This window comes from Flavobacterium sp. N502540, from assembly GCF_025947365.1.
GTDB lineage: Bacteria > Bacteroidota > Bacteroidia > Flavobacteriales > Flavobacteriaceae > Flavobacterium.
The window spans coordinates 3,190,054-3,212,449 of sequence record NZ_CP110012.1; the positions used below are offsets into that span (position 1 = coordinate 3,190,054).

Below are 22,396 nucleotides of genomic sequence, written 5' to 3' on the forward strand. Positions count from 1 at the left end.
AATTTAATTATGTTATTAACCGATAACCATTTAACCATAGTCGTGGGTATTGACATCCACTTTACTACTTTACCACCATTCAATCCTTTTCATCCTTATATTGGTATTGTTATTGATCCTGCGGATTACATTCCTTTTTTAGGTACTTCGGTACATGTAAATGGTTTTAAACGTGGGAATTCTGATACAGGAGGTATTATTATTCCATTACAGCATATTCCACTTTTTACGCCACCTTGGCTAATGATGCCCATTATTGGGCACGAGAGTATGAACTTTTTTGCTTCACAAACTGTATTTTCAGATGGTACGCGAATGAGTCCCAAAGGGCATATGCTAATGACTTGTAATGATATTGGAATTCCGCTCTCGATGTCTCTAGGGAAAACCAAAGTGGGTAAAAAAATGTTACCGTTTGCTCCAACGCTTTTTGCTCCAACCTCATTTTCATTGCCTATTCCTACCGGGAAACCCGTAATGGTAGGTGGACCTTATCCGCCCGATTGGGGAGGAATGATTACCGGACTGGTTGCTAGTATTGGCTTTAGCACGCTATTGAAGAAAACGAGAGGTCTTATTAAAAAATTTAATACAAGTGGAAAAAGTCCAAAAGGTCTTAAAAGAATCTTGTGCCGGTTTGGCTTTGAACCTATAAACTTAATTAATGGTGCTGTAATTTATGAAGGGAGCGATTTTGATATTGCTAGTCCAATTTCTTTAAACTGGCAACGTAGTTGGTACTCCGATTCTGATTATGTAGGCTGGTTGGGTCATGGTGTACATTGTGTATATGACAGAGCGGTAGAATTATACCCTGAAGACGATGCAGTAGGACTTCGTATGGAGGATGGAAGATTGGTTGCTTTTCCTGCTTTAATACCGGAAGAAGAATTTTATCTCCGTGAAGAAAAAACAACCCTGAAAAAAACTCAGGACGGTTATCAGGCTTACGATCATACAAAGAAACTGTTTTATGATTTCACCCTTTTTAACGGCAAGAAATACCAGCTCACTCAAATTACCAATTCTGCTGGGCTTTCTGTTATTTTTGAATTTAAAGGATATATCCTGAACAGGATCATCGATTCGGCAGGCAGAGCCATCAAAGTAAGCACTAAAGACGGATTCATTCAAAAGCTAGAACTTGTTGGACCTGAACAAGAGGAACTTTTAGTTGCGTACGAGTACGATCAGGAAGGCAATATAAGCTCCATTATTGATGCACTTCAAAAACCAACAACCATTGAATATGAAAATCATTTGATGGTCAAAAAAACAGATCGTAACGGTCAGACTTTTTATTGGGAGTATGATACTCAAAACAAATGTATTCACACGTGGGGTGATGGTGGTTGGCAGGAAGGCTGGATGGATTACCATACGGAAGAAGGTTATAACTTAGTTACTGACGCCAACGGAGCTGTAACCACTTATTATTACGAGCCAAGTCAGTTGGTCACGCAGGTAAAAGACCCAATGGGCAACAGCACCTTTTATGATTATACCGAGTTTATGGAACTCTACCGGGAGATTGATCCCGAAGGACGTATACTAGGCTATAATTATGATGAAAGAGGAAACAAAACCAGTACAGTTTACCCCGATGGTACAGAAGAAATCATGATTTATGATGAGGAAAATCGTCCATCAATTGCCATAGATCCCGAAGGCAATAAAACCGTTTACCTGTACAAAGAAGATAAAGAGAATCAGCTAAAAACAATTATAGCTCCTGATAAAACCACTACCCATTTTAGTTATCACAATAATGGATTATTGGCAACAGTGGCCAAAAACAACAACAAACTCGAACTGATTTATGACGACCAATTCAACCTTATAGAGTGGCGTGAGAATAATGAAAAGTTAAAGTCATGGGAGTATGACCATCGTGGGCGCGTACAGGCGATCTATACCCCAATGCAAATGGCGGATTACTTTAGTTACGATGCACTGGACAGAGTAAGACAGATTGTAGAAAAAGACAGCAATGTTATACAGTTTACCTACAACAATTATGATGAAGTAATAGGTTTAAAAGACAATAAGAACAGTATTAAGTTCAGTTATACCCCGATGGGAAGTCTTGCTACACGAGAGCAAAACGGAGTAAAAGTGCGTTTTGATTACGACAAGATGGAGCAGTTGCAAGGCATCAAAAACGAAGACAATGAAGTCTACTATTTTGACAGAAATAAAGCAGGACATATAATAAAAGAAGTTGCTTTTGACGGTATGGTGAAAAAGTACCAGCGTAATTTGGCAGGTGAAGTGACCAGAATAGATCATGGCAACGGAAAATTTACAGAATACGAACAAGATGCACTGGGACGCATTACCAGAGCGGATTATCACGACGGTACTTGGGAAACGTACGGTTACAACAAAAATGGACAGCTCATTGAAGCTACTAACCAAAACGTTAGCATTTATTTTGAACGTGATGCAGTAGGACGTATCATACAAGAAACTCAAAAACAACAGCTCGATGCCACCCAAAACGGCATAACACTCTTATCAACTTATAATGCTTTAGGACAACGTACCAACATTACTTCCAGCCTTGGAGCCGATATCAATACTCATTACAACCAAAAGGGACAGCTGGAGCGAATAGAAGCCCAAAGTAAGGAACTTAAAGAACAGCATCAAAAGTGGGAAACCACCCTGAAACGAGATGAATTAGGACGTGAAATAGAGCGCTTTACCACAGGAGGACTACATGTTAAAACCGGTTACAACAACAGCGGGAAACAAAAAGAGCAGGAAGTATTTGCCAATGGCAAACGTACAGGTTCGCGTTTTTACAACTGGGACACCAACCAGCAATTGCGCAGTGCGGTGAACCAAATGACTTCAAGTATTACTTACTTTGATTATGATGACTTTGGCAATCTGGCCAAGAGTTATAATGGCAATGAAGAACTATATAAAACTCCCGATGCAGTAGGTAACTTGTACAAAACTCCCGATCGCAGCGATCGTAAATACGGTAAAGGCGGTAAACTGCTACAGGATGAAAAGTATTATTACAGATACGATGAGTTGGGTAATCTGATACACAAAAGTATAAGAAACATCAATGAAGAACTAAAGTTTGAAGAGCCAACCAATTGGATCGACAAACTGGCAGGCAACAAAAGCGAAGAAAAGAGATTACAGCAGGAACATCGGCAATGGCAAGATGGAGACACTACCTATAAATGGCTGGCTAATGGCATGCTCGAGAGTATCACCAACCCCGATGGAAAAACTGTACAGTTTGAATACGATGCCTTAGGAAGACGCACCGCAAAAATTGCAAACCAAAGAATAAATCGTTATGTTTGGGATGCAAATGTTCTTATTCATGAATGGTATTATGATTTAAAAGATCGACCTAAATTAATAGCTACTGAGGATGATTTAGTCTACGACAAACCAGAGCCTATCGAGAATCTTATAACTTGGATCTACGAAGAAGGTTCTTTTGTTCCAAGTGCTAAGATCGTTGGAGAAGAAATGGTCTCTATTATTAATGATTATATTGGTAGGCCCATACAGGCTTACAATGAAATTGGCGAGTTAGTTTGGGAAACCGATTATGATATTTATGGTGATTTACGTAATCTAAAAGGTGATAGAAGTTTTATCCCTTTTAGACAGTTAGGGCAGTATGAGGATATAGAGACGGCTTTATTCTATAATAGGTTTAGGTATTATAATCCAGAGACGGGAGGATATATTTCACAGGACCCGATTGGATTACATGGAAATAACCCAAATTTTTACGCTTATACTTGTAATAGTAATAGATTTGTAGATGTGTTCGGATTAGCTCCGTGGGAAACGGGGAAATTTAGTGAATGGTTTAATAATGCTTCTGTTCAGGATATTGTAGATAATAAGGATATAGTTTCAGATGCTTTAAGAGCGCCTGGTGGGAAACATGAAATGTTTCCTGTTTCAATTGCTTCAAAGGCTAAAGAGCTTGGATTTACAGCTGAAGATATAAAAAGTATGAGTATTGATACAGACAAAATTACTTTCTCAGGAGTTACGGATAGTGATGGTAATTTACTTCCTGACGGCCCACATCATAATAGTAGAGCAGGAAGGCATTTTCACAATAAGTTAATAAAAGAATTGAAAGATGCAACTTCAAAACAAGATGCTTTAGATATCATTAAGAGACATCATGATGCACATATGAGAATAAAATGTAACTAAAATATTGGAAATTATGGATTATTTAGATAAGATTTTTTTATGGTTAGGTGTGACAAGTAAAAGTCAAGAGCAATTTGATGAATATTTTGAATTAGATTATTCAGAAGATATTGACAATAGAAAGATATGCGGTTTTTGTAAAGACATAGGTAAAAAATGGTATGATGAAGATTTCATAGGCTACCTAAGATTTAATGAAGAATTAACGGTTTTGGCAATTTTGAAAGAAGTGCCAATAAGTGAAAATGATAAAAATAAAGTACTGGATAATTGTAAAGATTTAGGTATTGAATTTGTTAATTCAGTTTACTGGTATTCTGGAGAGATAGAAGTTCCTTCAAAGGATAAAAAATACAATGAACTATTTTATATTGGAGAATATAGTTTAGATTAACTTATTGTAAGAAAATTTCTTTTTGTCATACTTAAGATTAGGAAAAGAATGTTTTTCTAGATGAACAGATAGAAGTTTTCCGGTTAGCGTTGTTATCTTGCTTATGAATGTAATGAAACTTGACAAAGAATAGAGAAGCTACCTCCATGTTGAGGTAGTTTTTTGTTTGTAGATGTTATGACTTTTTACATGAAATATTTTAAAAAAAAATATTGTGAAGATGCAAAGTTAAAAGGTTTTAATTTTATAGCGCAAGGGTATTCTATGTTATGCAGATTTGTAAATTAAATTGCAAAGAGTATTTCTTGTTTCTTCGTCTAAATTTTGAATGTCTTTCATGTATTCAATTATTTTTCTCAAAAGTTACATTGTGCCCTTCCCCATTGAGCGTGTCTTTTAATAATAAATAAAGAAAGAGATGTGTCCTTTTTAGAGTATACCTTAGCTTTAATACTATTTCAATTAAAATCTAAACAGTTTTATTGGTTTTGCAGTGTATTAAAAATAACCACTCTAAAATTAATACATTAAAATGAAAAGTATTATCTTTGTTTCAACAAAAGCAAAGAGCTATGAAAACTGCAAAATACATTAGAGTTAGTACGACAGAACAAAACATTGATAGACAATCGACAACTAATCATAAAATGTACATTGACAAATGCAGTGGTTCAATTCCATTCAACGAACGCCCAAACGCGATAAAATTATTGAACGATATAGCAAGCAAAAAAATTGATACGTTAATTGTGCATTCAATTGATAGATTAGGAAGAAATGCTTTTGATATCCAAACAACATTAAATACATTAAGCAATCTTAACATTAATGTATACGTAGAGAATATTGGTTTATATTCTATGATTGACAACAAACCCAATTCTATCTTCAAAATGATAACTGATGTTTTAAGTAATGTTGCAGAAATGGAAAGAGCATCATTGTTGGAAAGACAAAAAGAAGGTATCATGATTGCGAAAGCAAAAGGAACATACAAAGGAAGACAGTTAAATACAACTGAAACACCTCAGCAATTTTTGTCAAAGTATAACCAATCTCACGTAGAATTGATTAAAGACAAAAACTATTCAATAAGAAAACTGGCAACAATTACCAATTTATCAAATAATACTATTGTCAAGATTAGAAAAATATTGACATAGCATATTATAGAGTAAAAAAGAACTAACTAATTCACAAAATTATTAACATGAATATCTTTATATTTGTTTCCTAGTAAACTAAATATAAAAGAAATAGAAATGAAATTTTCTCAACGAATTGGCAAAGTGGCAGTTTCAAAACAAATGCAGATTGATTCTTTAGATGATGAGCTAAAAAATGGTCTATAGAATGGTATAAAATTATTTTTAATTGACACATTATCCAAAAACAATAGTTATGGAGTATCAAAATTTGACAATTTCTGTTCGCTACTTTGGCACAATCATTTTAAATTAGCAATTGACAAAATCCCTAGTTCCGATTACCAATCTGAGCAATATATCAGAGATAGTTTTTACAAAGGAGAGTGGTATGAATCATATGATTTATTAGAGTTCTTAGCAAATTTAAAATCAAACTCATTTTATATTGAAAATGAAGAATTCATGTTCTTTTGTAATGAAATTTTAGAAAGGGAATTTTCTGGTTATCGATTCATTGATAACCAAATTTCACCAATAACTAATAGAAACGAAATTGAAGAAATCGAAAATGCAATAAGTCAATCAGGCGAATTTACAGCTTTAAGAGGTGTAAATATTCATTTAAAATCTGCTTTAGAAAAACTTTCTGACAAAAAATCTCCAGATTATCGAAATTCTATAAAAGAATCTATTTCTGCAATTGAATCAGTAGCAAAAGCAATTTCTGAAAATCCTAAAGATAGCTTAGGAGGAGCACTTGATAAAATTAAAGGAAAAATTAAACTTCATGCTTCACTAGAAAGAGGTTTTAAACAATTATATGGATATACCAGTGATAGCGATGGAATACGTCATGCCTTAATGGACGACCATAACTGTGATTTTGAGGATGCAAAGTATATGCTTGTTTCAAGTAGCTCATTCATAAATTATCTAATCGTTAAAGCTAACAAAGCAGGAGTTTCTTTAGAATAAAACAGAATAATCTTAGAAAAATATTAAGTCATCGTAAACGTAAAAGTTTTTATTTAGAGAAATGATAGAGAAAAAACTAAAAGAAATCTTATCCTTAAACGGTATATCAATTTTAATTGGAATAGTTGGAGGTATTTTAGGCATTATATCGATTTTCATTGATTGGAACACTCAACTAAGTATAAAATGGGTTGCAGGTTTATGTATCATATTTTCATTTTTTTTGATTATATCTTTAAAACTAACTTTTGACATTTACATGTTACATAAATTAAGAACTACTAGAAATAATAAAGTCATACAATTTTCAAGTACTGATTCGTTATTACTAGTAGAGAACAATAACAACCTTGAATATTCCCAGAGTGTTTCCATTTTTTTCATAAAAAACAATTTTCAATTATTGTTAGCGAGTGGATATGTACAAAATATACAAGATAAATTTGTTCAAGTAAAAATTATAAATTTTGATGATGGCTTTATCAATTCCTATAGAGATGATTATGAAAGAATTCTTAATAATGACAATAATGCCTTGATATCAATATTAATTAAAAATTACATAAGTTATAATGGATAAAGAAATAACAGATATAGTAGTAGCTAGTAAAATAGATGATTATACAATTGTCATTAATAAAGGTCTTAAGGATTTTATTAATAGCAATATGAGATTTTTAGTTTATCAAGAGGGAAATGAAATTATTGACCCATCAACAAATAATAGCTTGGGCAAGCTTGAAATTCCTAAAGGTTTTTTTAAAGTTCTGCATATTCAAGACAGCATGACAATACTAGTTTCAGAATTAAAAAAGGAAAAAAGCATGTTTCAAGTATTGAATAATGTATACAAAGAGATAGATATAGAACAAGATTTACTAAGCAAAATAACACTTGGAGATAAAGTGAAAATAGTCAACAAATTGTAATTTCGCTTTGATTTTTAAAGAATGCTTCTAAAAACGAATTTCATGGAAATACAAGAAATATATTTAACTATAGTAACAACCTTTGTCGCTATTTTTGGATTATTATTTACATGGCTCCAGTTTATTCTTGCCAAGAAAAAGCGCAAAGATGACCTTTTTAATTTAAGATATGAATTTTACAAAGATATATCTAATATATGGACTTCAACATGTAATCCAGAAATGCCTCCATTGGATATTGTAGACTTAATACCATTAGCTGAAAAAGGAAATTTCTTATTTGGAAAAGATATTTCCTCATACATAATTTCTTTAGAGAATAAGACTGCAAACCGTCCTTTCTTTCCAGATGAAGATTTCACTAAACCTTTCGTTAAATATTTAAAACTATAATTAATTTGGTACAATTTAAGAGCATTTATATGTCTTTACCGTCCGAAAATATTAATGTTCTAATACAACTTAGCTAAGGTAATTTTACCACTTTAATAGTAGAAAAGAGTGACGAAAAGAAGTGACTAAAACGGGTAAGATCGCATCAAAACGGAATTATGCTTTTAAAAGTTTTAGTACTAAACATAGTATAAACAATTGGCTTGTCTAGTATTAGGATTCATAATCCTAAGGTTATGAGTTCAATACCCTGACTACAAATGAAAAGCCACTCTATAAAGAGTGGCTTTATTTGCGATTGAGGTATCTTCTTAATATTACTACTTCGATTGGTCATTAAAGAGTTTTTTAGTCTGTTTTTGAGTTAAATACATTCCTAATGAAACTACATTGTTTTTTGATATTGCAATATATAGAGACTTAGTTCCCATAGATTTTTTAAAGTTTGCATGAACTGCTGTTCCTTCTTTAGTTTGAAAAATAAATCCTTCATTATCTTTATATTCATCTTTATTAAAGCGATTTTTAACCTCGCTGTAAAAAGAATCTATCTCTTCTGGGGTCATTATAAATTTAGCTTGAACATTTAAAATTTGATATTTAGAATCTTGAAATATAAATGAAGTATAATTATCATACCAGTTAGCTTCTATCAGTGTAGCTCCCATTATTGATGCTTTTGTAATCAATTTTGGTTCTAATGTTTTATTGTCAATAATTTGGGCGTCAACTAAAGATGTGCATAATAAGGTAACTAATAGTAATGATAATTTTTTCATTTTTTTTGATTTGGTTAATATTTAGTGATTTAAATTTAAGTATTTAAATGTCTTACATCATAGTTTATATTTTGAGTTGACATATGTGTTTACTTTTGAAACAAATATATGAAGTATTATTGACAATCATGTCAACAGAGTCAATAAAAAAAATCAATTTTTTCGTTAAGCAATTCGGAATCAATTTGAAGGAAATCAGACAATCAAAAAATATGACCCAGCTCGATCTAGCAACTGCGATGAATGATATGAGTTCTGAGTCGTTTATTGATAAGACAACAATTTCTAGAATTGAAAATGGGCGAACAAATATAACCTTAACTACTTCTATAAAGCTTTCTTTAGCACTTGAAGTAGATTTAAAGGTGCTTTTTGATTTTAAATTATAATATTAAAAGTAGATGTTAAATATTTAAATAGTTCTAATTAAAAACATTTTCAATAGGTTCTTTAATATTGATTAATTCTGAAGCACTGTAAGAAAAGCTTACAGTGTTAATTGGGGGAATTATTAGACAGATAGTCATCAACCATCATTTCTAAATCTTCATCGCTAATAGGATGTCGTGACGGAAGTTCTTCATTAAGATATCTCTCATTTAATGGTTTTCTTGCTTCCCAGCCGAGTTTGGTAGGATTGGGTTTGTTGAGGTCGTATTCTTGCCATCCAAATATGTTTATTAGAACTCGCTTTTTATCTATAATGACGTAATTAATAATTTCTTTAATTTCATTTTTAAATAATTCAAGATCTTCACTGAAATATTGAATATCTATTTTTAGTGCATTTTCAGCTGTTTTAATAACATCTTTGAGTTTGTTGTTAGTTCTGTTGTATTCTTCTATTTTGGTGGCTATTTCGGCTTTAATTTCATTGTATTCTTCATTTGTGAATTCCGAATCAAGATATAGATCTCTTACTTTTTTTTGTCTGTTTTTAAGTTTTTCAACTTCCTTACTATTTAAATCAATTTTAGCTTTAAAAGATAATATTTGTAGTTTGAAGTTTTCACGAATTTGTTCCTCTTTTGTTTTCTGCGCATGCTTTATTACTGCTTTACGTATCATTCTAAATAACCAAGGTCTATTAATTGAATTTTTACATTTTTCATCTTTACAGATAAAACAATCAATTCCTCCTTGTACGATTACTTTTTGATGCATTACATTTCCACAGACACAAGTGATTTTTCCATGAATGATATTAGTATGTACATATGTTCTGCTTCCAAATTTGCTTCTAGTATCGATAGAATCATTTGCTTTTTGCCATAATTCTCCTGAAACAATTGCCGGAACATTGAGATCCAGATTATTATATTTTCTTTCTCCTTTATGGAAGGTATTTCTTATTATGCCACTGAGTGTTCCAATAGCTATTTTTCGCCCAAATTCAGATTCAATCAATGCGGATATATTTCGCATACCAAGGTCTTTTGACGCAAGTTCGAATATCTTTCTAATCATTGGCGCTTCTGTCTCATCAATTGCAGGGGTACCATCTTCTCCTTTTTTATATCCAATAATTTTCCCACCAAAAGCTAAATTTTTTTTTGCTCTTGACATTTTTCCCGAACTTATTCTTGAACCAAGTAATCGTCCTTCATTAGATGACATTACACCCAACATTGAAATAATCATTTCCGAAGCAAAAGATCTTTTACCGTAGTCGTCAAGAGTTGATACATTTAAGTCTTTAATGTGAATGCTAATCCCTTTTTCTATATACTCCTCAACTATATTTTGGATATCATTATTTTTTCGCCCAAGCCTAGAAATTTCTAAAACTAAAATATTTCTAACATCTTCGTTTAGCTCGAGGTATTTTTTCATTTGATTAAATCCAATTCTCTCGTCAGATTTTGTTTTTGTACCACTTATTTTGTCTTCAAATATTTTTACCAGAGTTAAGCTTTTTTTAGAAGCAAAACTTTCAATATCATCATACTGTCTTTCTAGGGATTGTTCTTGAGTACTCACTCTGAGATATGCAACTGCTTTCATTTACACGAGTTTTTCTGTAAAAGTATAAAAGAATATTGAACTATATGTTGTAATTAATTATTAAAGTTGCCCGAACAATCAGTGATTTGGATCATTCAGAAAATATTATTTCGTCTCATATTGCCGAAGCCATTCAGTACAGAAGTTTGGATCGCGATGGCTGGTTGGGGTAGTTATCTGAGATTCGGAATGACAAAAAATGAGAGAGAATGAGTAGTAAATTTATTCGAATTTTAAACTTGAGCTTTTTGACATTAGGTAGGAGGTGAGTTTTTTAATTTTGCCTTTTTCCATTTCAAAAACATCACAGAAAACAGCATCCAGTTTATTGCCATTTTTCATATTTCCCTGTACGGCACCTTCGGCAATAACGATGTCATTTTCTTCAATCATCTTGATGATCTGAATCGTGGGACTGCCTGTAAAATTGTCGTTTTCAATTTCTTTATCAAAAGCTTTTTTACCAACATGCTGATAAATTCCGGGCATTTCCCAAATTACATCATCAGTAAGGCAATCTAAAATTCGTTTATGATCGCTTACTCTAAAAGCTTCCATATATTCGGTTACGGTTTGTTTATTTGCTGTCATAATGATTGCGGAATTTTTATACTTTATAAATTTAAGAATTTAAAGTGATTATTGTAATCTGTTAATGCTTAATTGGTATGTATTAAAAATTAGAGGCTTATTTTAAGCCGCCATTTCATTGTATTTATTTTGTCAAGTTCTAACTCTGACAAACTCTGATTTTCAATTTTAGACAAGGAATTTTTCACAGCTTCAATACCATAATTATCTTTTAGCCAAAAGGGGAATTCTTCGACACTTTTATTCCAATTTTTTAAAATTCTTTTAAGAATTATTTCAGTGTCTATCACTGTTTTTGGTTGAAGCGCTTTTAGAACTAAGCCCGCGTATTTTTGGTCTGTATAAATGGTTTGATCCCTGTCTTCATTTTCAAGAATTAAGATGACACCTTCAATAATTATTTCATCATTAACTTTTGGTAAAAGCTGGATAAATTGGCGGACTCGTAAATCTCCAATTTGGTTGATAAGATCGATCGATTTTAGTAATTCGTTTTTAAAGCCTTCTGCTGTTGTTGGAATTTTCATTTTTTAAATTGTGGTCTAATGAAAAAATCAAAGATGAATATATACTTATTGTTTTTTAGAAACATTCCAAAAGCTGATTTTTCGTCTCGTTACAAAACCTAGTTTTTCATATAAGCTAATGGCACCAATATTATTTTCGGCAACATGTAAAAAAGGAGTTTTACTTTCGTCTAAAATGCTATTGACAACATGCGAAATCAATTGTTTGGCGTAACCTTTTCTGGTGTGATCGGGATGTGTGATAATAGCACTCACTTCTGTAAAGTCAGTCATTTTCATGCGTTCGCCTGCGACAGCTATCAATTGGGCGTCTTTAAATATTCCGTAATAATTTCCTAATAAAGGGGTTTTGGTTTTAAAATATCCCGGCTGTACCAAATTAACCAGTTGTAATAATTCGGCATTATGACTTTCAGTAAGTTTGACAATTTCAGTATCAATCGCAAGTTGAATTTTGTCCTGAACAACCATTTGCAGACAAACCAATTCTTTGGTGATTGTCAAAGAATCTTCTATTTCGGGTTTTTCACCCACTATAAAAAAAGAATCTGTTAACAACGCATATTGCTTTGTGGCCGTTAAATTGCTTTCCGGGAGTATAAAACTTCCAAAAGGACAATACTCCGGATTGTAAAATTTAGTACCATCATAATCAAGGACAAATGCGGAATGGTTTTCGGATAATGCATACCAAACCGGATTATCTAGTTTATGTTCTTCTTTAATTGTCATTATTTTAAAAATAATTTTTTGGGATCGTACTATATTCGGTTTTTATTCTTTCTCTTTTACAGGATAGAAAAAACGAAATGAATTCGAAGCCGCGGGATGTAGAATCGTACCGTGATTTTCAAGCGGAAAATAATCGAAATAAACTTTTATGTTTTTGCTTTTTGAGGCTTTAATTTTTTCAGCAAGTAAATTGGCATCTACTTCCATTACCCTTGGAATTTCGGTTGGCGTAAGTCCTTCTTTACCAACGGCAATGTAAATGTCTGTTTGCTGACTGAAATTTTCCTGAAAAATGGAGCTGTCTAGATTTAGTATAGAACCATTATTCCACCAAATGCTTGGGCTTACAATAACATATTTATTAAAAAGGGTTGGTTTTGTCAGTAGAATTTCGGTCCCTAGTAATCCTCCTAATGATTGTCCCATAAGGGTTTTAGAGTCATTGGTTTTGTATTTTTTTTCGATAAAAGGCTGCAATTCTTTTTCGATAAAAGCAATGAATTTATCAGAATGACCGGAAGTTGAAAACCTTTTTTGATCTTTTTCGATAGTTGTCGGGAATGTAAAATCTCTTCTTCTGTCGACAGTAGCAATTCCCACAACAATTGATTTAGGAACCTGATTGATCCATTCAAAACTATTAAATTGTACCAGACCGGCGATATGAATAAAATCTTCATCAGCCGAACCGTCTAATAAATAAATGACCGGATATTTTGTTGCCTCTTCTGCTTTGTAACCTTCGGGAAGATAAATATTCAGAATCCTTTTTTCTCCTAATTCTTTCGATTGAATTTCATCGATAACTCCTAATACAAATGGTTTTGCAGTTTCTGTTGGTTTGGATTTATTGGTTTGACAAAAGACAAAAGAGGTAGAAAGGAATAGGAGGGCAATGATAAAAAATTTGTTCATTATTATGGTATTAAGTAGTAATAAAGGTTAAATGTTATAGAATGAAACAGGAAAATTATGCAGAACGAAAATACAAAATTTCGGCATTCTAAAATCTTAATTAGGAAGGAAAACATTCGTAAATAGCGACTATAAAGTAAATCCCTTTCATCAAACAATGAAAGGGATTTATTGAGAGTTTAAAACTATTGGGATTTTTTAAAAAAAGGAGTATCCTACTATTAAAGAAACTGTTGCGAATTTGGAATCATAGGCGAGATAATCTTTTAGAATTGTTCTGCCAAACAGATATCTAAATTCGATACTGTATTTGTCACGAAATTTCCCTCCAACTCCCAACGCCATGGTACTGCGGGAACCAACGTCAAGATTATTTAATTCAGAACCGTCCTTTCTAACAAGTTCTATTTTTGACTTTGAATTAATGTCAAATAGTAGTGATGCATTGACAAAAATCTTGGATTGATTTTTAAGAAAAAAGTAATGTCTAATTCCTATTGGTAGTTCAATAGATTTGTAATCTACTTTTGCAGTCACTTCTCCGCCTAATACATTATTCGTTTTATTTGTTTTTTCGGAATTGTAATATTGATAAGTTGGTTCTACAATAAGCGCCCATTTATTTTTATTAAAAGGGAAAATAAACTCTGCCTCAAGGCCTATGCTTAAATTTAGTTTAGAATCAAATTTGGTATCATAAGTACTAAAATTGGAATTGTTCATAGATAAAGAACTAGAGTTTAGTCTTGGTCTAATGGTTAAATTAAACAAGTCCTTCTTTTCTTTAGTTTCAAAGGTGGCAAAATTAGTATCACTGCATTTGTTGTACTTGATGAAAAATTTTAGCAGTTTATTGTAGTTGTAGTCTAAAATTTCATACTCTCTTTGAAGAATATTATCACATTTAAGGTCAATAAATAACTGCTCTCTAAAGTAGTTGTTTTTAGCAATTGAATAATTTTCGTTTACCAGATAGGTTTTATAAATCAACTGTTTTATCTCGGTATTATCCATTTTATAGAAGAAACGTCTTAAGTTTCCATCGTCATACAAATAAAGAGATGCTTTTCCTTCAATAAGTACTTTCAGGAAGAGAGTTTCTTCTTTAAGATCAGGATTTTTATCCGTACTCATATTTTCTATGTTCTTGGAGGAGCGGTCTATTTTTACTAAAGATCTGATGTACTTACTTTGTCCAGTGATGGCAAATTCTTTTACAGTTTTTATATCCGCAGTAATGATATTCGTATTGTCAGGGAGTTGGTATCTGAAGCTGGTAGGAGTGTTTTTCCAGTCTTGATTTTCGATTTGACACTCTATTTTTTGATCATTTTGGTTAATAATGTAACCGTGTTCGAAAACTATTTGAGAATAACTGTTAATGCTTATTATAAGAGTTAATACAAGAAATAAGGCTTGTTTTTTCATTAAAATTAGGTTGTTGGTTAGTATTGGTTTTAGTTATTTAATGTTAGTTAGATAAATCCTTGAATAAAAAAATAGCAGCATTATTTTTTGCGTGTAAATGTAATGTACGAAATCGGTATTACATTACGTAAAACCGTAAAGCTTTCGATTTGTTATTAGGAAAATTTAGTAGTGGTATTTGTCTTGTCGTTTGTAAATGTATACGTTAGGACAAGTGAAGCAGATTTTTAGCAGATTTTTGTTTTTATCAATTAAATTAATTGCCCTCAAAAGTTTAAAATAGATAACGGAAATTATTTCACTTCCGTTCCTTCAAACTTTATTCTGCTGTCATTTACGTGAACTAATTCATCAAGTTCGTAGATATTTTTATAGCCATACCCATAAAGGTTAATATGTGTAGGAATGTTCAGAGCCAGCATAACAGGTTTTCTGTTGGCTAAAATCTGAGACTCGGGCGCATTTTTAGGAAGTGCCATTTTTGAAGCGAAATCTATCGGATCGCCATTAAAATTGTTATTACAGTAAATCAGTATTCTGGTGTTAGGATCTGGAATTAATTGATGAAGATTTTCCTGTGTAAAATCGGTAAAATCAAGATGAATAGCCCCTTTTAAGTGTTTTCGGTTGTAACGAAAATCAGAGCGTGTGTCCAGAATAACAGTATTCTCTTCATGACTCATTTTAAGAAAAAGATCGAGATTCACTAAATGAGTTGCTCTTGCTTTTTCGACTTCGGTAACGAGGTTTTTAAAATCATCGTAATCGACTAGTGCTTTTGGATATTGTTGCTGGTTTGTCATTGCGGTATAGGTTTTGGCCGTTTGAGACTGTGTAACACAGCCTGTGAAACAAAATGATACTAAAAATAGAAGGGTTATCTTTTTCATTTGAAATGAGGTTTATAGTTCAATATGTTTATCAGCCGGACTCTACCGCTTTTAATAAAGTGTTAGATTTATCTCCTGAATTTGTTTCTGACAATAATATCTTTTAGTCTCTCTTTTAAGTCTTCTCCTGTATCAAACACCATTTGTTCATTGTTCGGGAACGGAACTGCACGTTTGTTGAAGTAGTTGATATAACTGTCTTCACAGGCACTTCTGTCTCCTTTGTAGGTAGAGTAAATATTCTCAAAAATAAATTCACTGCTTACCGGAAAAGATTGTAGTAACTGATTGGTTTTTAAATCAACATAATCCACTTTTGCTGTGATCTGGCAGGATTTAAATTGTCTGAATTCGTATACGTTTGCACGGAGCATTCTGTAATTGTCTACTTTTATTTCTCTACCCAGACTGTCTTTAACCGGTCTTCCTCTGCTGTCGAGAAGCGTTTTGACACCGTCTTTTATCTGTCTTTCTTTAATGAATTCCTTCTCTTTGATTTGCTCTGGTGAAATATTGATCTGCACGAAGTTTACAATCAGGCTATAATCGTAAACGATGCCTTTTTGTCTAAGACTGTGATAAACCGTCCATTTATCGTTTAGTCCATAGGTTTTAAAATCGAGTAAGTCATCCTGAAGTGGTTTCGGAATGACCATATTGGTTTCGTTTTTAGCATAAACATCTACAAAATCGGTTCCTTTAAACTGTGCATCGTCCATCAATTTTTTGGTGTTTTTGTAGTTTGGACTAATGCTTTCCAAATAGAAAAAATCATCGTAGGCTTTTCTAAAATCCAGTTTGTTATTTGATTTTAAAAGTGCAGAAGCATTTTCATACAAATATCTAGACAGTGCAATTTTACTGCTTATGATCTGATTGGTATAATTATCAAACTGGAATGTAGCGGTTCTTCCTTGTTTCAATAGTTGCAGAGGCAATAAAGGTCTGATTTTTTCCTGACGATTGTTCAACTGCATGTAGGTATTGTAAGTGCGTTCTGCATTTACCGGATTTGCTTCTTTTATCATTAATTCCAGACTACGCAAATCTCTGTCTTTGGCTTTTGCGAAAGCCTCTTCCAGCAAATACACGTAATCTTGTTTTCCTTTAGAATCTTTTTTCGTTCTTAAAGCTTCAACGGCGCGGTCTATCGCTCCATCGTAATTTCCATCGCTTAGCATGGATTGGGTAGTTTTTACACCACAAGACGACAGTGCTAAAAATAATATTGAAAACAGGATTGTAATTTTTTTCATTCTAAAGACCAATTGATTTTAAAGGAGCAAAGATATCTGTTTTTAGATAAACTAGAAGTTGTGATTTTAATTTAAGAAGGTGAAATTTTTGTAAAGTGTTTTATTTCAGATCTATTCCTGCTGAATCCATTCATATTTTCCACCTTTAAGGTAAATAATCCCGCCTCCGCAGCTTTCTTCGGCATGAATAAAGATTCCGTCATTTGGTAGTTTTATTTTGTCTTCTTCTTTTATTTCTGCGTCGCCCAAGATTTCTCCCTGATCGTTTACATTGTTCCAGACAACCTCCCCCTTTGGAGCTTTTTCGAATATTCCGGCCCAGTCGATTTCTTCAAAACCCTGATTGAGAATAGTATTTCCCATTCCGAAATAATCCGTTCGGTTTCCATCTCCGAAAACGATTCGCAAACCGCTTTTATTGCTTTTTGTACTTCTTACAATTTCAACCGTTTCATTTTTTCCGTCCCCATCCAGATCACATACGATTTTATTTGTTTTGTGTTGGGCCGAAATCACAATAGTATCGGAGCTATTTTGAGTTTCTTTTTTGTCAGTTACTACCAAAGAGTCTTTTGGAGTAATTCTAGGAGTTTCTGTTTTTGTTTCTTTTTTGCAAGAAATAGCAAGTACCGATAAAAGGAGTAGAGTTGTAATTCTCATATTTGGCATAGATGAAATTTTAAAGTGCTAATGTAAAAAAAAATATGTACGAAAATTTTTGGTTTTACTGATTACTGAAGATTTTGTTTATTCTCGATATCGTTCTTATTATGTTCAATTTTGAGAACCCAGAAAGCAAATTTTGAATATTCGATTTCTATAGTGTCGTTAACATTTATAAGACCATAATTTCTTTTGGTAACCTCATATTTAGGAATATCTTTCGAATCAAATATAATAATGTAGCTGCTGTTTCTTCTTTGAGTATAGTATTTATCAATCACTTTAAAAGTGTCTACAATTTTAATTTTTGCTTTAAGGTCCTTTTTGGTTACTCTTAATCTTTTTAAGGCATAGGCAAAGACGATTAGGACTATGGTATCAAAAACGAGAATGAAGATATTCAATATCGTGAAATAAGAGTCTGAATCGCATAAACCCCAAGACCAAAGGATAATAAAGAAAAGAAATACAAATAAGAAGATTTTCGTTTTCTCTACTTTTCTTTTTATGGTTTTGATGTCTTGATCTGTTATTGGGGCTTCGATTTGATTCATTTTGGAGAGGCTGGGTTTGTTTTTAGAGATCTAACAAATTGCATCCAGCTTTAGTTGGAGATACAGTATTGATATAAAAAAGGTTTTAAAAGAAAAAGCGATTAGGCTAAAGCTCTTTTGAGACTTTTTATTTACCTCCAGGTAAAGCCGGAGGCGGTATAAGAATTACTGTTTTCTTATCTTAATTTGATATACAATTTCCCAAAAGAGGATTGATAGAATAGCATTGGTGAATATGGCGGTTTTAACTAAATAAGGATCATATTTGGTCAGCAAATGTAAGTTGGCGAACTGTACGGCTAAAAATAGAGACAAAGCTGCAATTGCAACAGAGCAGATCACATTCAGTACAGGTTTCCACTTTAAACCTAAGAAAGAATAAATAATGTTCAAAATAGCAAAACCACAACCCAAAGTAATATAGGGATCTGTTCCTAATTTCTCCCCCAATTGCAGTAAAAGAGAAGTTGAGGTAAGATATAAAAAGAAAAGGATTGCATAAAAGAGGATTCGTGTTTGAATTTTCATTTTGATATTTTTTAAATAAAACGGAAAAGAGGTTTTATAGGTTTAGATTTGTTCTCAATTTTAAATTATTCCTTTTGGCTCATGTGTAATGCGATTCTGTTTCCTTCACAGTCTTTAAATTCAGCTACCCAGCCAAATTCGCCGTTTGAGGTTATGGGAAATAAAATCTCGGCACCATTTTTTACGGCCAGATTTATAGTTTCTTCAATATCTTCGGTATTCAAATAAACAAGAGTTCCATCTATCGTAGGCTTGTAAATTTCTCCTTGGGCTAAGGCTCCCGAAATACCATTGTTGCCTTCGATAAGCGGAAAGAATGCCATTTCATTATCATGAATGCGATCACGTTCAAATTCAAAACCAAAAACCGCCGAATAGAATTGTATGGCTCTTTCTATGTTGGTTACCGGAATTTCAAAATAAACAACAGGATTTGATTTTGTTTTCATTTTGTTTGAGGCTATTTTTTATTGTAAGCGAAGTTAGAGAAAATTCTAGTTCAATTGACTGTATTTTATTTTTTCAATTTGTCGTTTGTGCCGAAGAATATGTACAATGGCATGTTCTGTAAGTTGTTCGATGTCGTACAATTGTCCCCAGCCTGTTTTTATTTTTAGTGAATCGTCAAATTGTTCTAATTCATCGTCTTTAATTTCTCTGAAAACACTTTCAGTAAAAAGAAAAACATTCGTTAAATCTTTCAGATATTCGACAATGGTGACATGAAAAATTTTGTCAGGTCGCTGTATATTGTGCCCTTTAAGATTATGAATACTGATCGCATAACTATAACCTGAACTTACAACGTGCGAAAGAATAGCTTGTATGGATTTGCAATCTTCGTTTGTTGTTTTTTCGTCTGTGATGTTGGTCAAAACATTATCCGGAATACTTTTGATAACGTTTTTAAGATCTAAAATTGCCTGTTCGTAAATGTCAAGCAATGCTCCAACGGCTCCTGGTCTGTTCATTTTTGAATTTGTTGGTTATTTTTTATTGTAAAAGCGCCTCGATCTTAGTCTCTGATTTTTCTTTAATTGCACTGTTAGGATGAAAATTCCAGATAATCAGAAATTTTCCTTTTGCAAGATATTCTTCAGGACGTTCGTCAGTTGGCTGACCGTCTTTTCCCCAAAGTAATCCTTGCAGAAATCGATCGCCCTTAAAAGTGTGTTCAAATTCAAAATACATTACGGATCCACGATCCGTTTTACTTTTAAAATTTTGAATTGATTTACTTTTTAAGGTTCCCACAATACTAGCGTAGGTTTCAATATCATTATAAAAAGTACAGGCTTGCGGAGTAATACAAATATTTCCATCGTTTAAAGTGTAGCCTTTGGGAATTTCTTTGGGTTTTAGTTTTAAATCGGCAATTGTCTGACCGAATAAAGTAGTAGTAAGTAATAAAAATAATACCGACAGGGGAATCGTAATTTTCATGGATTTTGGGGTTTGATTTGCTACGCTAAAGTAGTTTTTTATTTTTTTCTTACTTTGACTGTTTTGTCTTTTTCGTCAAAATATAAAAAATCTTTGTTTTTCTCAAACCAAGACCTCCACTTTTTTATAGTTTTATCAGGTGGGAATACAGGCATATCAAATGGTTTTTCCATTTTATAAGTAATGCCGGTGATGTCTATCAAAAACTTTCGAGCTTCGTAAACTTTGTTTAGGCTTATAGACTCATTTTCATTTTTAGATAATCTTTCAAATGATTCGAGGTTGTCTAGAAAAATTGCCTGAGCATTTTGTGCATTTACTTTGTTTGTAAAGGAAAGTAAAATCAGAAATAAAAGAATGGTTAGTTTTTTCATAGGTTAGTTTATAAAAAAAGCACAAAATAAAAAGATATTTGTGCTTTTGTAAAATTAATATTTGTGAGGAATTATTTTCCTTTGTATAATTTTTCTAAATATTCGTTTTTGTCTTTTTCAGCCTGTACCAAACGTTCGTAAAGCTCCACCACTTTATCAAGGGGGTTAAAATTACAGGAATTATTGGTTATAAAACTGCCAGTAACAGATTCGTGAAAAGTATTGAAGTAATTGATAACGTTCTCTTCTGAAAAATTCTCAATAGCTTCAACGGTAACGCCAAGCACTTTTGCAATTTCTGCAAGTTTTGCGGCTTCAATCGTTTCACTTGCTTCTAAATTAGAAACAGATTGCTGACTTACGCCAATCGCAATCGCCAGTGCTTCTTGTTTCATACCTTTAAGCTCTCTGATTCGGCTGATGTTTCTGCCAATGTGTTTTGATTTTGTTGCTGTGCTCATAATTCAAAGGTATTTAAAATTCTTTTATAAAGATTACTGTTGGTAAAAAACATGTTTTTTTGGATAGAAAACGGTTTTTTAGTTTTTAATAAACTTTTTCACCTGAACTTTTTCACCATTCTCTAACTTTATAAAATATACGTTTTTATTTAAATTCATTACGTTTACTGAAAAGTCATTTCCAACAAAATTCTCTTTATGAATAACCTTTCCCAGAGCATCTATTATTGAAACTTTAGTATCGTTAGCCCCTTCAAGATGAACATTTATAAAATCAGTTGTTGGATTAGGAAAGATTTTGAGTTGAGATTTAATTAAATCGGCGATTCCTAAATTTTTGTCATATTCAAAGGTTGAACGAAATGAATTCCCCCATGATTTGGATGAATTATCCCATATTTCTGTAAGATTTTGTTTAACTGTTCCGTTTGGATTATTAGTGTAAGTCGTTTGCTCCTCATTTACCAAAGCAGCCGTAGTTCTATCCCGATCCTGACGTAAATGATTTGTTAAAAAACCATTTGTGTCGTATGAATTTGTATAGACGCCTCTTTCGATCCACTTATTGTTTTCCCAAAGATTCATTGTTTCTATTGAAACCTTTTTTGAGCTATTGTAAGTATAAGTTGATTGCGAAAAATTTTCCCATTTAGAACTGGAATTATTCCATTTTTGTCGAGTTATTTGAGTAACTAATCCATCAGAATTATTTGAATAATCATCGAATTGGCTGTCTTTCCAAGTATTTTGACTCCACATTTGTATAAAATTAGATATTATATTTCCTTTTGAATCATAGGTTGAATTAACTTTAACGGAGTTTTCCCAAGTGTTATTTATCCACCTTTCATGAATTGCTACGTCTATTCTTTTTTCATTGTTATAGTTGAAAGAACTTCTTTGAAAGAACACGAATAAATTTGAAGCATTATTCCATGATTTGGTAATCATTTTATCTACTACATTATTCGTATTATATTCATAATTTGCTGAATTAAAATTTTTCCAGGTATTAGAATTCAAATCCCATAGTTGAACTAAATCATCTATGATGTTGTTGTTTTTGTTGTAATTTTTTATAACATAAGTAGAATTTACCCAATTGTTGTTTCTCCAACTTTCGGTTTTGACACTTTTAAGATTCTGACTGTAAACGGAGGAAGTTAAGATAATAGTAAATAGTAGGTAAAGTGTTCTTTTCAT

General features: G+C 32.3%; 26 protein-coding genes and 1 pseudogene. 9 read left to right on the plus strand and 18 right to left on the minus strand.

The window, feature by feature from the left end; genetic code table 11:
• Nucleotides 1-9 precede the first annotated feature (9 nt).
• The 7 genes from OLM58_RS13430 to OLM58_RS13460 all read left to right on the plus strand — a co-directional run bounded on the left by OLM58_RS13430 (nt 10) and on the right by OLM58_RS13460 (nt 8,048).
• Nucleotides 10-4,209 (plus strand): DUF6531 domain-containing protein, encoded by a 4,200-nt coding sequence (locus OLM58_RS13430; protein WP_264529309.1) that lies wholly within the window; start codon nt 10-12, stop codon nt 4,207-4,209.
• 13 nt (nt 4,210-4,222) lie between these two features.
• Complete coding sequence (locus tag OLM58_RS13435; RefSeq protein WP_264529310.1) at nt 4,223-4,603, plus strand: immunity 22 family protein; 381 nt, start codon at nt 4,223-4,225, stop codon at nt 4,601-4,603.
• A gap of 572 nt (nt 4,604-5,175) precedes the next feature.
• Nucleotides 5,176-5,766: a recombinase family protein gene (locus tag OLM58_RS13440; RefSeq protein WP_264529311.1), complete on the plus strand. Its 591-nt coding sequence runs from the start codon at nt 5,176-5,178 to the stop codon at nt 5,764-5,766.
• A 210-nt stretch (nt 5,767-5,976) separates the two neighbouring features.
• Entirely contained in the window at nt 5,977-6,726 is a 750-nt protein-coding gene (locus tag OLM58_RS13445; protein ID WP_264532439.1) for an AbiJ-NTD4 domain-containing protein, read from the plus strand.
• A gap of 61 nt (nt 6,727-6,787) precedes the next feature.
• Nucleotides 6,788-7,306, plus strand: coding sequence for a hypothetical protein (locus OLM58_RS13450; RefSeq protein ID WP_264529312.1), 519 nt, complete (start codon nt 6,788-6,790; stop codon nt 7,304-7,306).
• The gene (locus OLM58_RS13455) at nt 7,299-7,655 is read left to right on the plus strand and encodes a hypothetical protein (protein WP_264529313.1); all 357 of its coding nucleotides are present in this window, start codon (nt 7,299-7,301) and stop codon (nt 7,653-7,655) included. The genes OLM58_RS13450 and OLM58_RS13455 overlap by 8 nt, the downstream gene beginning before the upstream one ends.
• A 42-nt stretch (nt 7,656-7,697) precedes the next feature.
• Nucleotides 7,698-8,048, plus strand: a complete 351-nt coding sequence (locus OLM58_RS13460; protein ID WP_264529314.1) for a hypothetical protein — start codon at nt 7,698-7,700, stop codon at nt 8,046-8,048.
• Nucleotides 8,049-8,368: 320 nt separating this feature from the next.
• Here the strand turns inward: OLM58_RS13460 and OLM58_RS13465 are convergent, their stop codons facing one another.
• On the minus strand, nt 8,369-8,827 hold the full coding sequence (locus OLM58_RS13465) for a hypothetical protein (RefSeq protein WP_264529315.1): 459 nt from the start codon (nt 8,825-8,827) through the stop codon (nt 8,369-8,371).
• A gap of 128 nt (nt 8,828-8,955) precedes the next feature.
• Here OLM58_RS13465 and OLM58_RS13470 point away from each other — a divergent pair, with 128 nt between their 5' ends.
• A complete protein-coding gene (locus tag OLM58_RS13470) occupies nt 8,956-9,216 on the plus strand; it encodes a helix-turn-helix domain-containing protein (protein WP_264529316.1) in 261 nt (86 codons plus the stop codon).
• A gap of 106 nt (nt 9,217-9,322) precedes the next feature.
• Here the strand turns inward: OLM58_RS13470 and OLM58_RS13475 are convergent, their stop codons facing one another.
• A complete protein-coding gene (locus tag OLM58_RS13475; protein ID WP_264529317.1) occupies nt 9,323-10,831 on the minus strand; it encodes a recombinase family protein in 1,509 nt (502 codons plus the stop codon).
• A 56-nt stretch (nt 10,832-10,887) separates the two neighbouring features.
• Between OLM58_RS13475 and OLM58_RS13480 the strand changes: the two are divergent.
• Nucleotides 10,888-11,004: pseudogene (locus tag OLM58_RS13480) on the plus strand (ATP-binding protein); the annotation flags it as partial.
• Between the two features lie 49 nt (nt 11,005-11,053).
• Here the strand turns inward: OLM58_RS13480 and OLM58_RS13485 are convergent.
• From OLM58_RS13485 to OLM58_RS13560, 16 genes are all read right to left on the minus strand, one after another.
• Nucleotides 11,054-11,422: a nuclear transport factor 2 family protein gene (locus OLM58_RS13485; protein ID WP_264529318.1), complete on the minus strand. Its 369-nt coding sequence runs from the start codon at nt 11,420-11,422 to the stop codon at nt 11,054-11,056.
• 89 nt (nt 11,423-11,511) lie between these two features.
• Nucleotides 11,512-11,949 carry a hypothetical protein gene (locus tag OLM58_RS13490; protein ID WP_264529319.1) on the minus strand — a complete coding sequence of 146 codons (438 nt, stop codon included), beginning with the start codon at nt 11,947-11,949 and terminating at the stop codon, nt 11,512-11,514.
• 45 nt (nt 11,950-11,994) lie between these two features.
• Nucleotides 11,995-12,681, minus strand: coding sequence for a GNAT family N-acetyltransferase (locus OLM58_RS13495; RefSeq protein WP_264529320.1), 687 nt, complete (start codon nt 12,679-12,681; stop codon nt 11,995-11,997).
• Nucleotides 12,682-12,723: 42 nt separating this feature from the next.
• Nucleotides 12,724-13,596 carry an alpha/beta hydrolase gene (locus OLM58_RS13500; RefSeq protein ID WP_264529321.1) on the minus strand — a complete coding sequence of 291 codons (873 nt, stop codon included), beginning with the start codon at nt 13,594-13,596 and terminating at the stop codon, nt 12,724-12,726.
• Nucleotides 13,597-13,794: 198 nt separating this feature from the next.
• Nucleotides 13,795-15,024, minus strand: coding sequence for a PorT family protein (locus OLM58_RS13505; RefSeq protein WP_264529322.1), 1,230 nt, complete (start codon nt 15,022-15,024; stop codon nt 13,795-13,797).
• Between the two features lie 293 nt (nt 15,025-15,317).
• Complete coding sequence (locus tag OLM58_RS13510; RefSeq protein WP_264529323.1) at nt 15,318-15,914, minus strand: rhodanese-like domain-containing protein; 597 nt, start codon at nt 15,912-15,914, stop codon at nt 15,318-15,320.
• Between the two features lie 68 nt (nt 15,915-15,982).
• The gene (locus OLM58_RS13515; RefSeq protein ID WP_264529324.1) at nt 15,983-17,170 is read right to left on the minus strand and encodes a hypothetical protein; all 1,188 of its coding nucleotides are present in this window, start codon (nt 17,168-17,170) and stop codon (nt 15,983-15,985) included.
• 111 nt (nt 17,171-17,281) lie between these two features.
• Nucleotides 17,282-17,839, minus strand: coding sequence for a hypothetical protein (locus OLM58_RS13520; protein ID WP_264529325.1), 558 nt, complete (start codon nt 17,837-17,839; stop codon nt 17,282-17,284).
• A 62-nt stretch (nt 17,840-17,901) separates the two neighbouring features.
• Complete coding sequence (locus OLM58_RS13525) at nt 17,902-18,387, minus strand: hypothetical protein (RefSeq protein ID WP_264529326.1); 486 nt, start codon at nt 18,385-18,387, stop codon at nt 17,902-17,904.
• A 165-nt stretch (nt 18,388-18,552) separates the two neighbouring features.
• A complete protein-coding gene (locus tag OLM58_RS13530; protein ID WP_263363035.1) occupies nt 18,553-18,915 on the minus strand; it encodes a hypothetical protein in 363 nt (120 codons plus the stop codon).
• Nucleotides 18,916-18,980: 65 nt separating this feature from the next.
• On the minus strand, nt 18,981-19,364 hold the full coding sequence (locus OLM58_RS13535; RefSeq protein WP_017495465.1) for a VOC family protein: 384 nt from the start codon (nt 19,362-19,364) through the stop codon (nt 18,981-18,983).
• Nucleotides 19,365-19,409: 45 nt separating this feature from the next.
• On the minus strand, nt 19,410-19,886 hold the full coding sequence (locus OLM58_RS13540) for a DinB family protein (RefSeq protein ID WP_264529327.1): 477 nt from the start codon (nt 19,884-19,886) through the stop codon (nt 19,410-19,412).
• A 22-nt stretch (nt 19,887-19,908) separates the two neighbouring features.
• The gene (locus OLM58_RS13545) at nt 19,909-20,358 is read right to left on the minus strand and encodes a hypothetical protein (RefSeq protein ID WP_264529328.1); all 450 of its coding nucleotides are present in this window, start codon (nt 20,356-20,358) and stop codon (nt 19,909-19,911) included.
• A 38-nt stretch (nt 20,359-20,396) separates the two neighbouring features.
• On the minus strand, nt 20,397-20,732 hold the full coding sequence (locus OLM58_RS13550; RefSeq protein WP_264529329.1) for a hypothetical protein: 336 nt from the start codon (nt 20,730-20,732) through the stop codon (nt 20,397-20,399).
• Between the two features lie 71 nt (nt 20,733-20,803).
• Complete coding sequence (locus OLM58_RS13555) at nt 20,804-21,193, minus strand: helix-turn-helix transcriptional regulator (protein ID WP_264529330.1); 390 nt, start codon at nt 21,191-21,193, stop codon at nt 20,804-20,806.
• Nucleotides 21,194-21,271: 78 nt separating this feature from the next.
• A complete protein-coding gene (locus OLM58_RS13560) occupies nt 21,272-22,396 on the minus strand; it encodes a T9SS type A sorting domain-containing protein (protein WP_264529331.1) in 1,125 nt (374 codons plus the stop codon).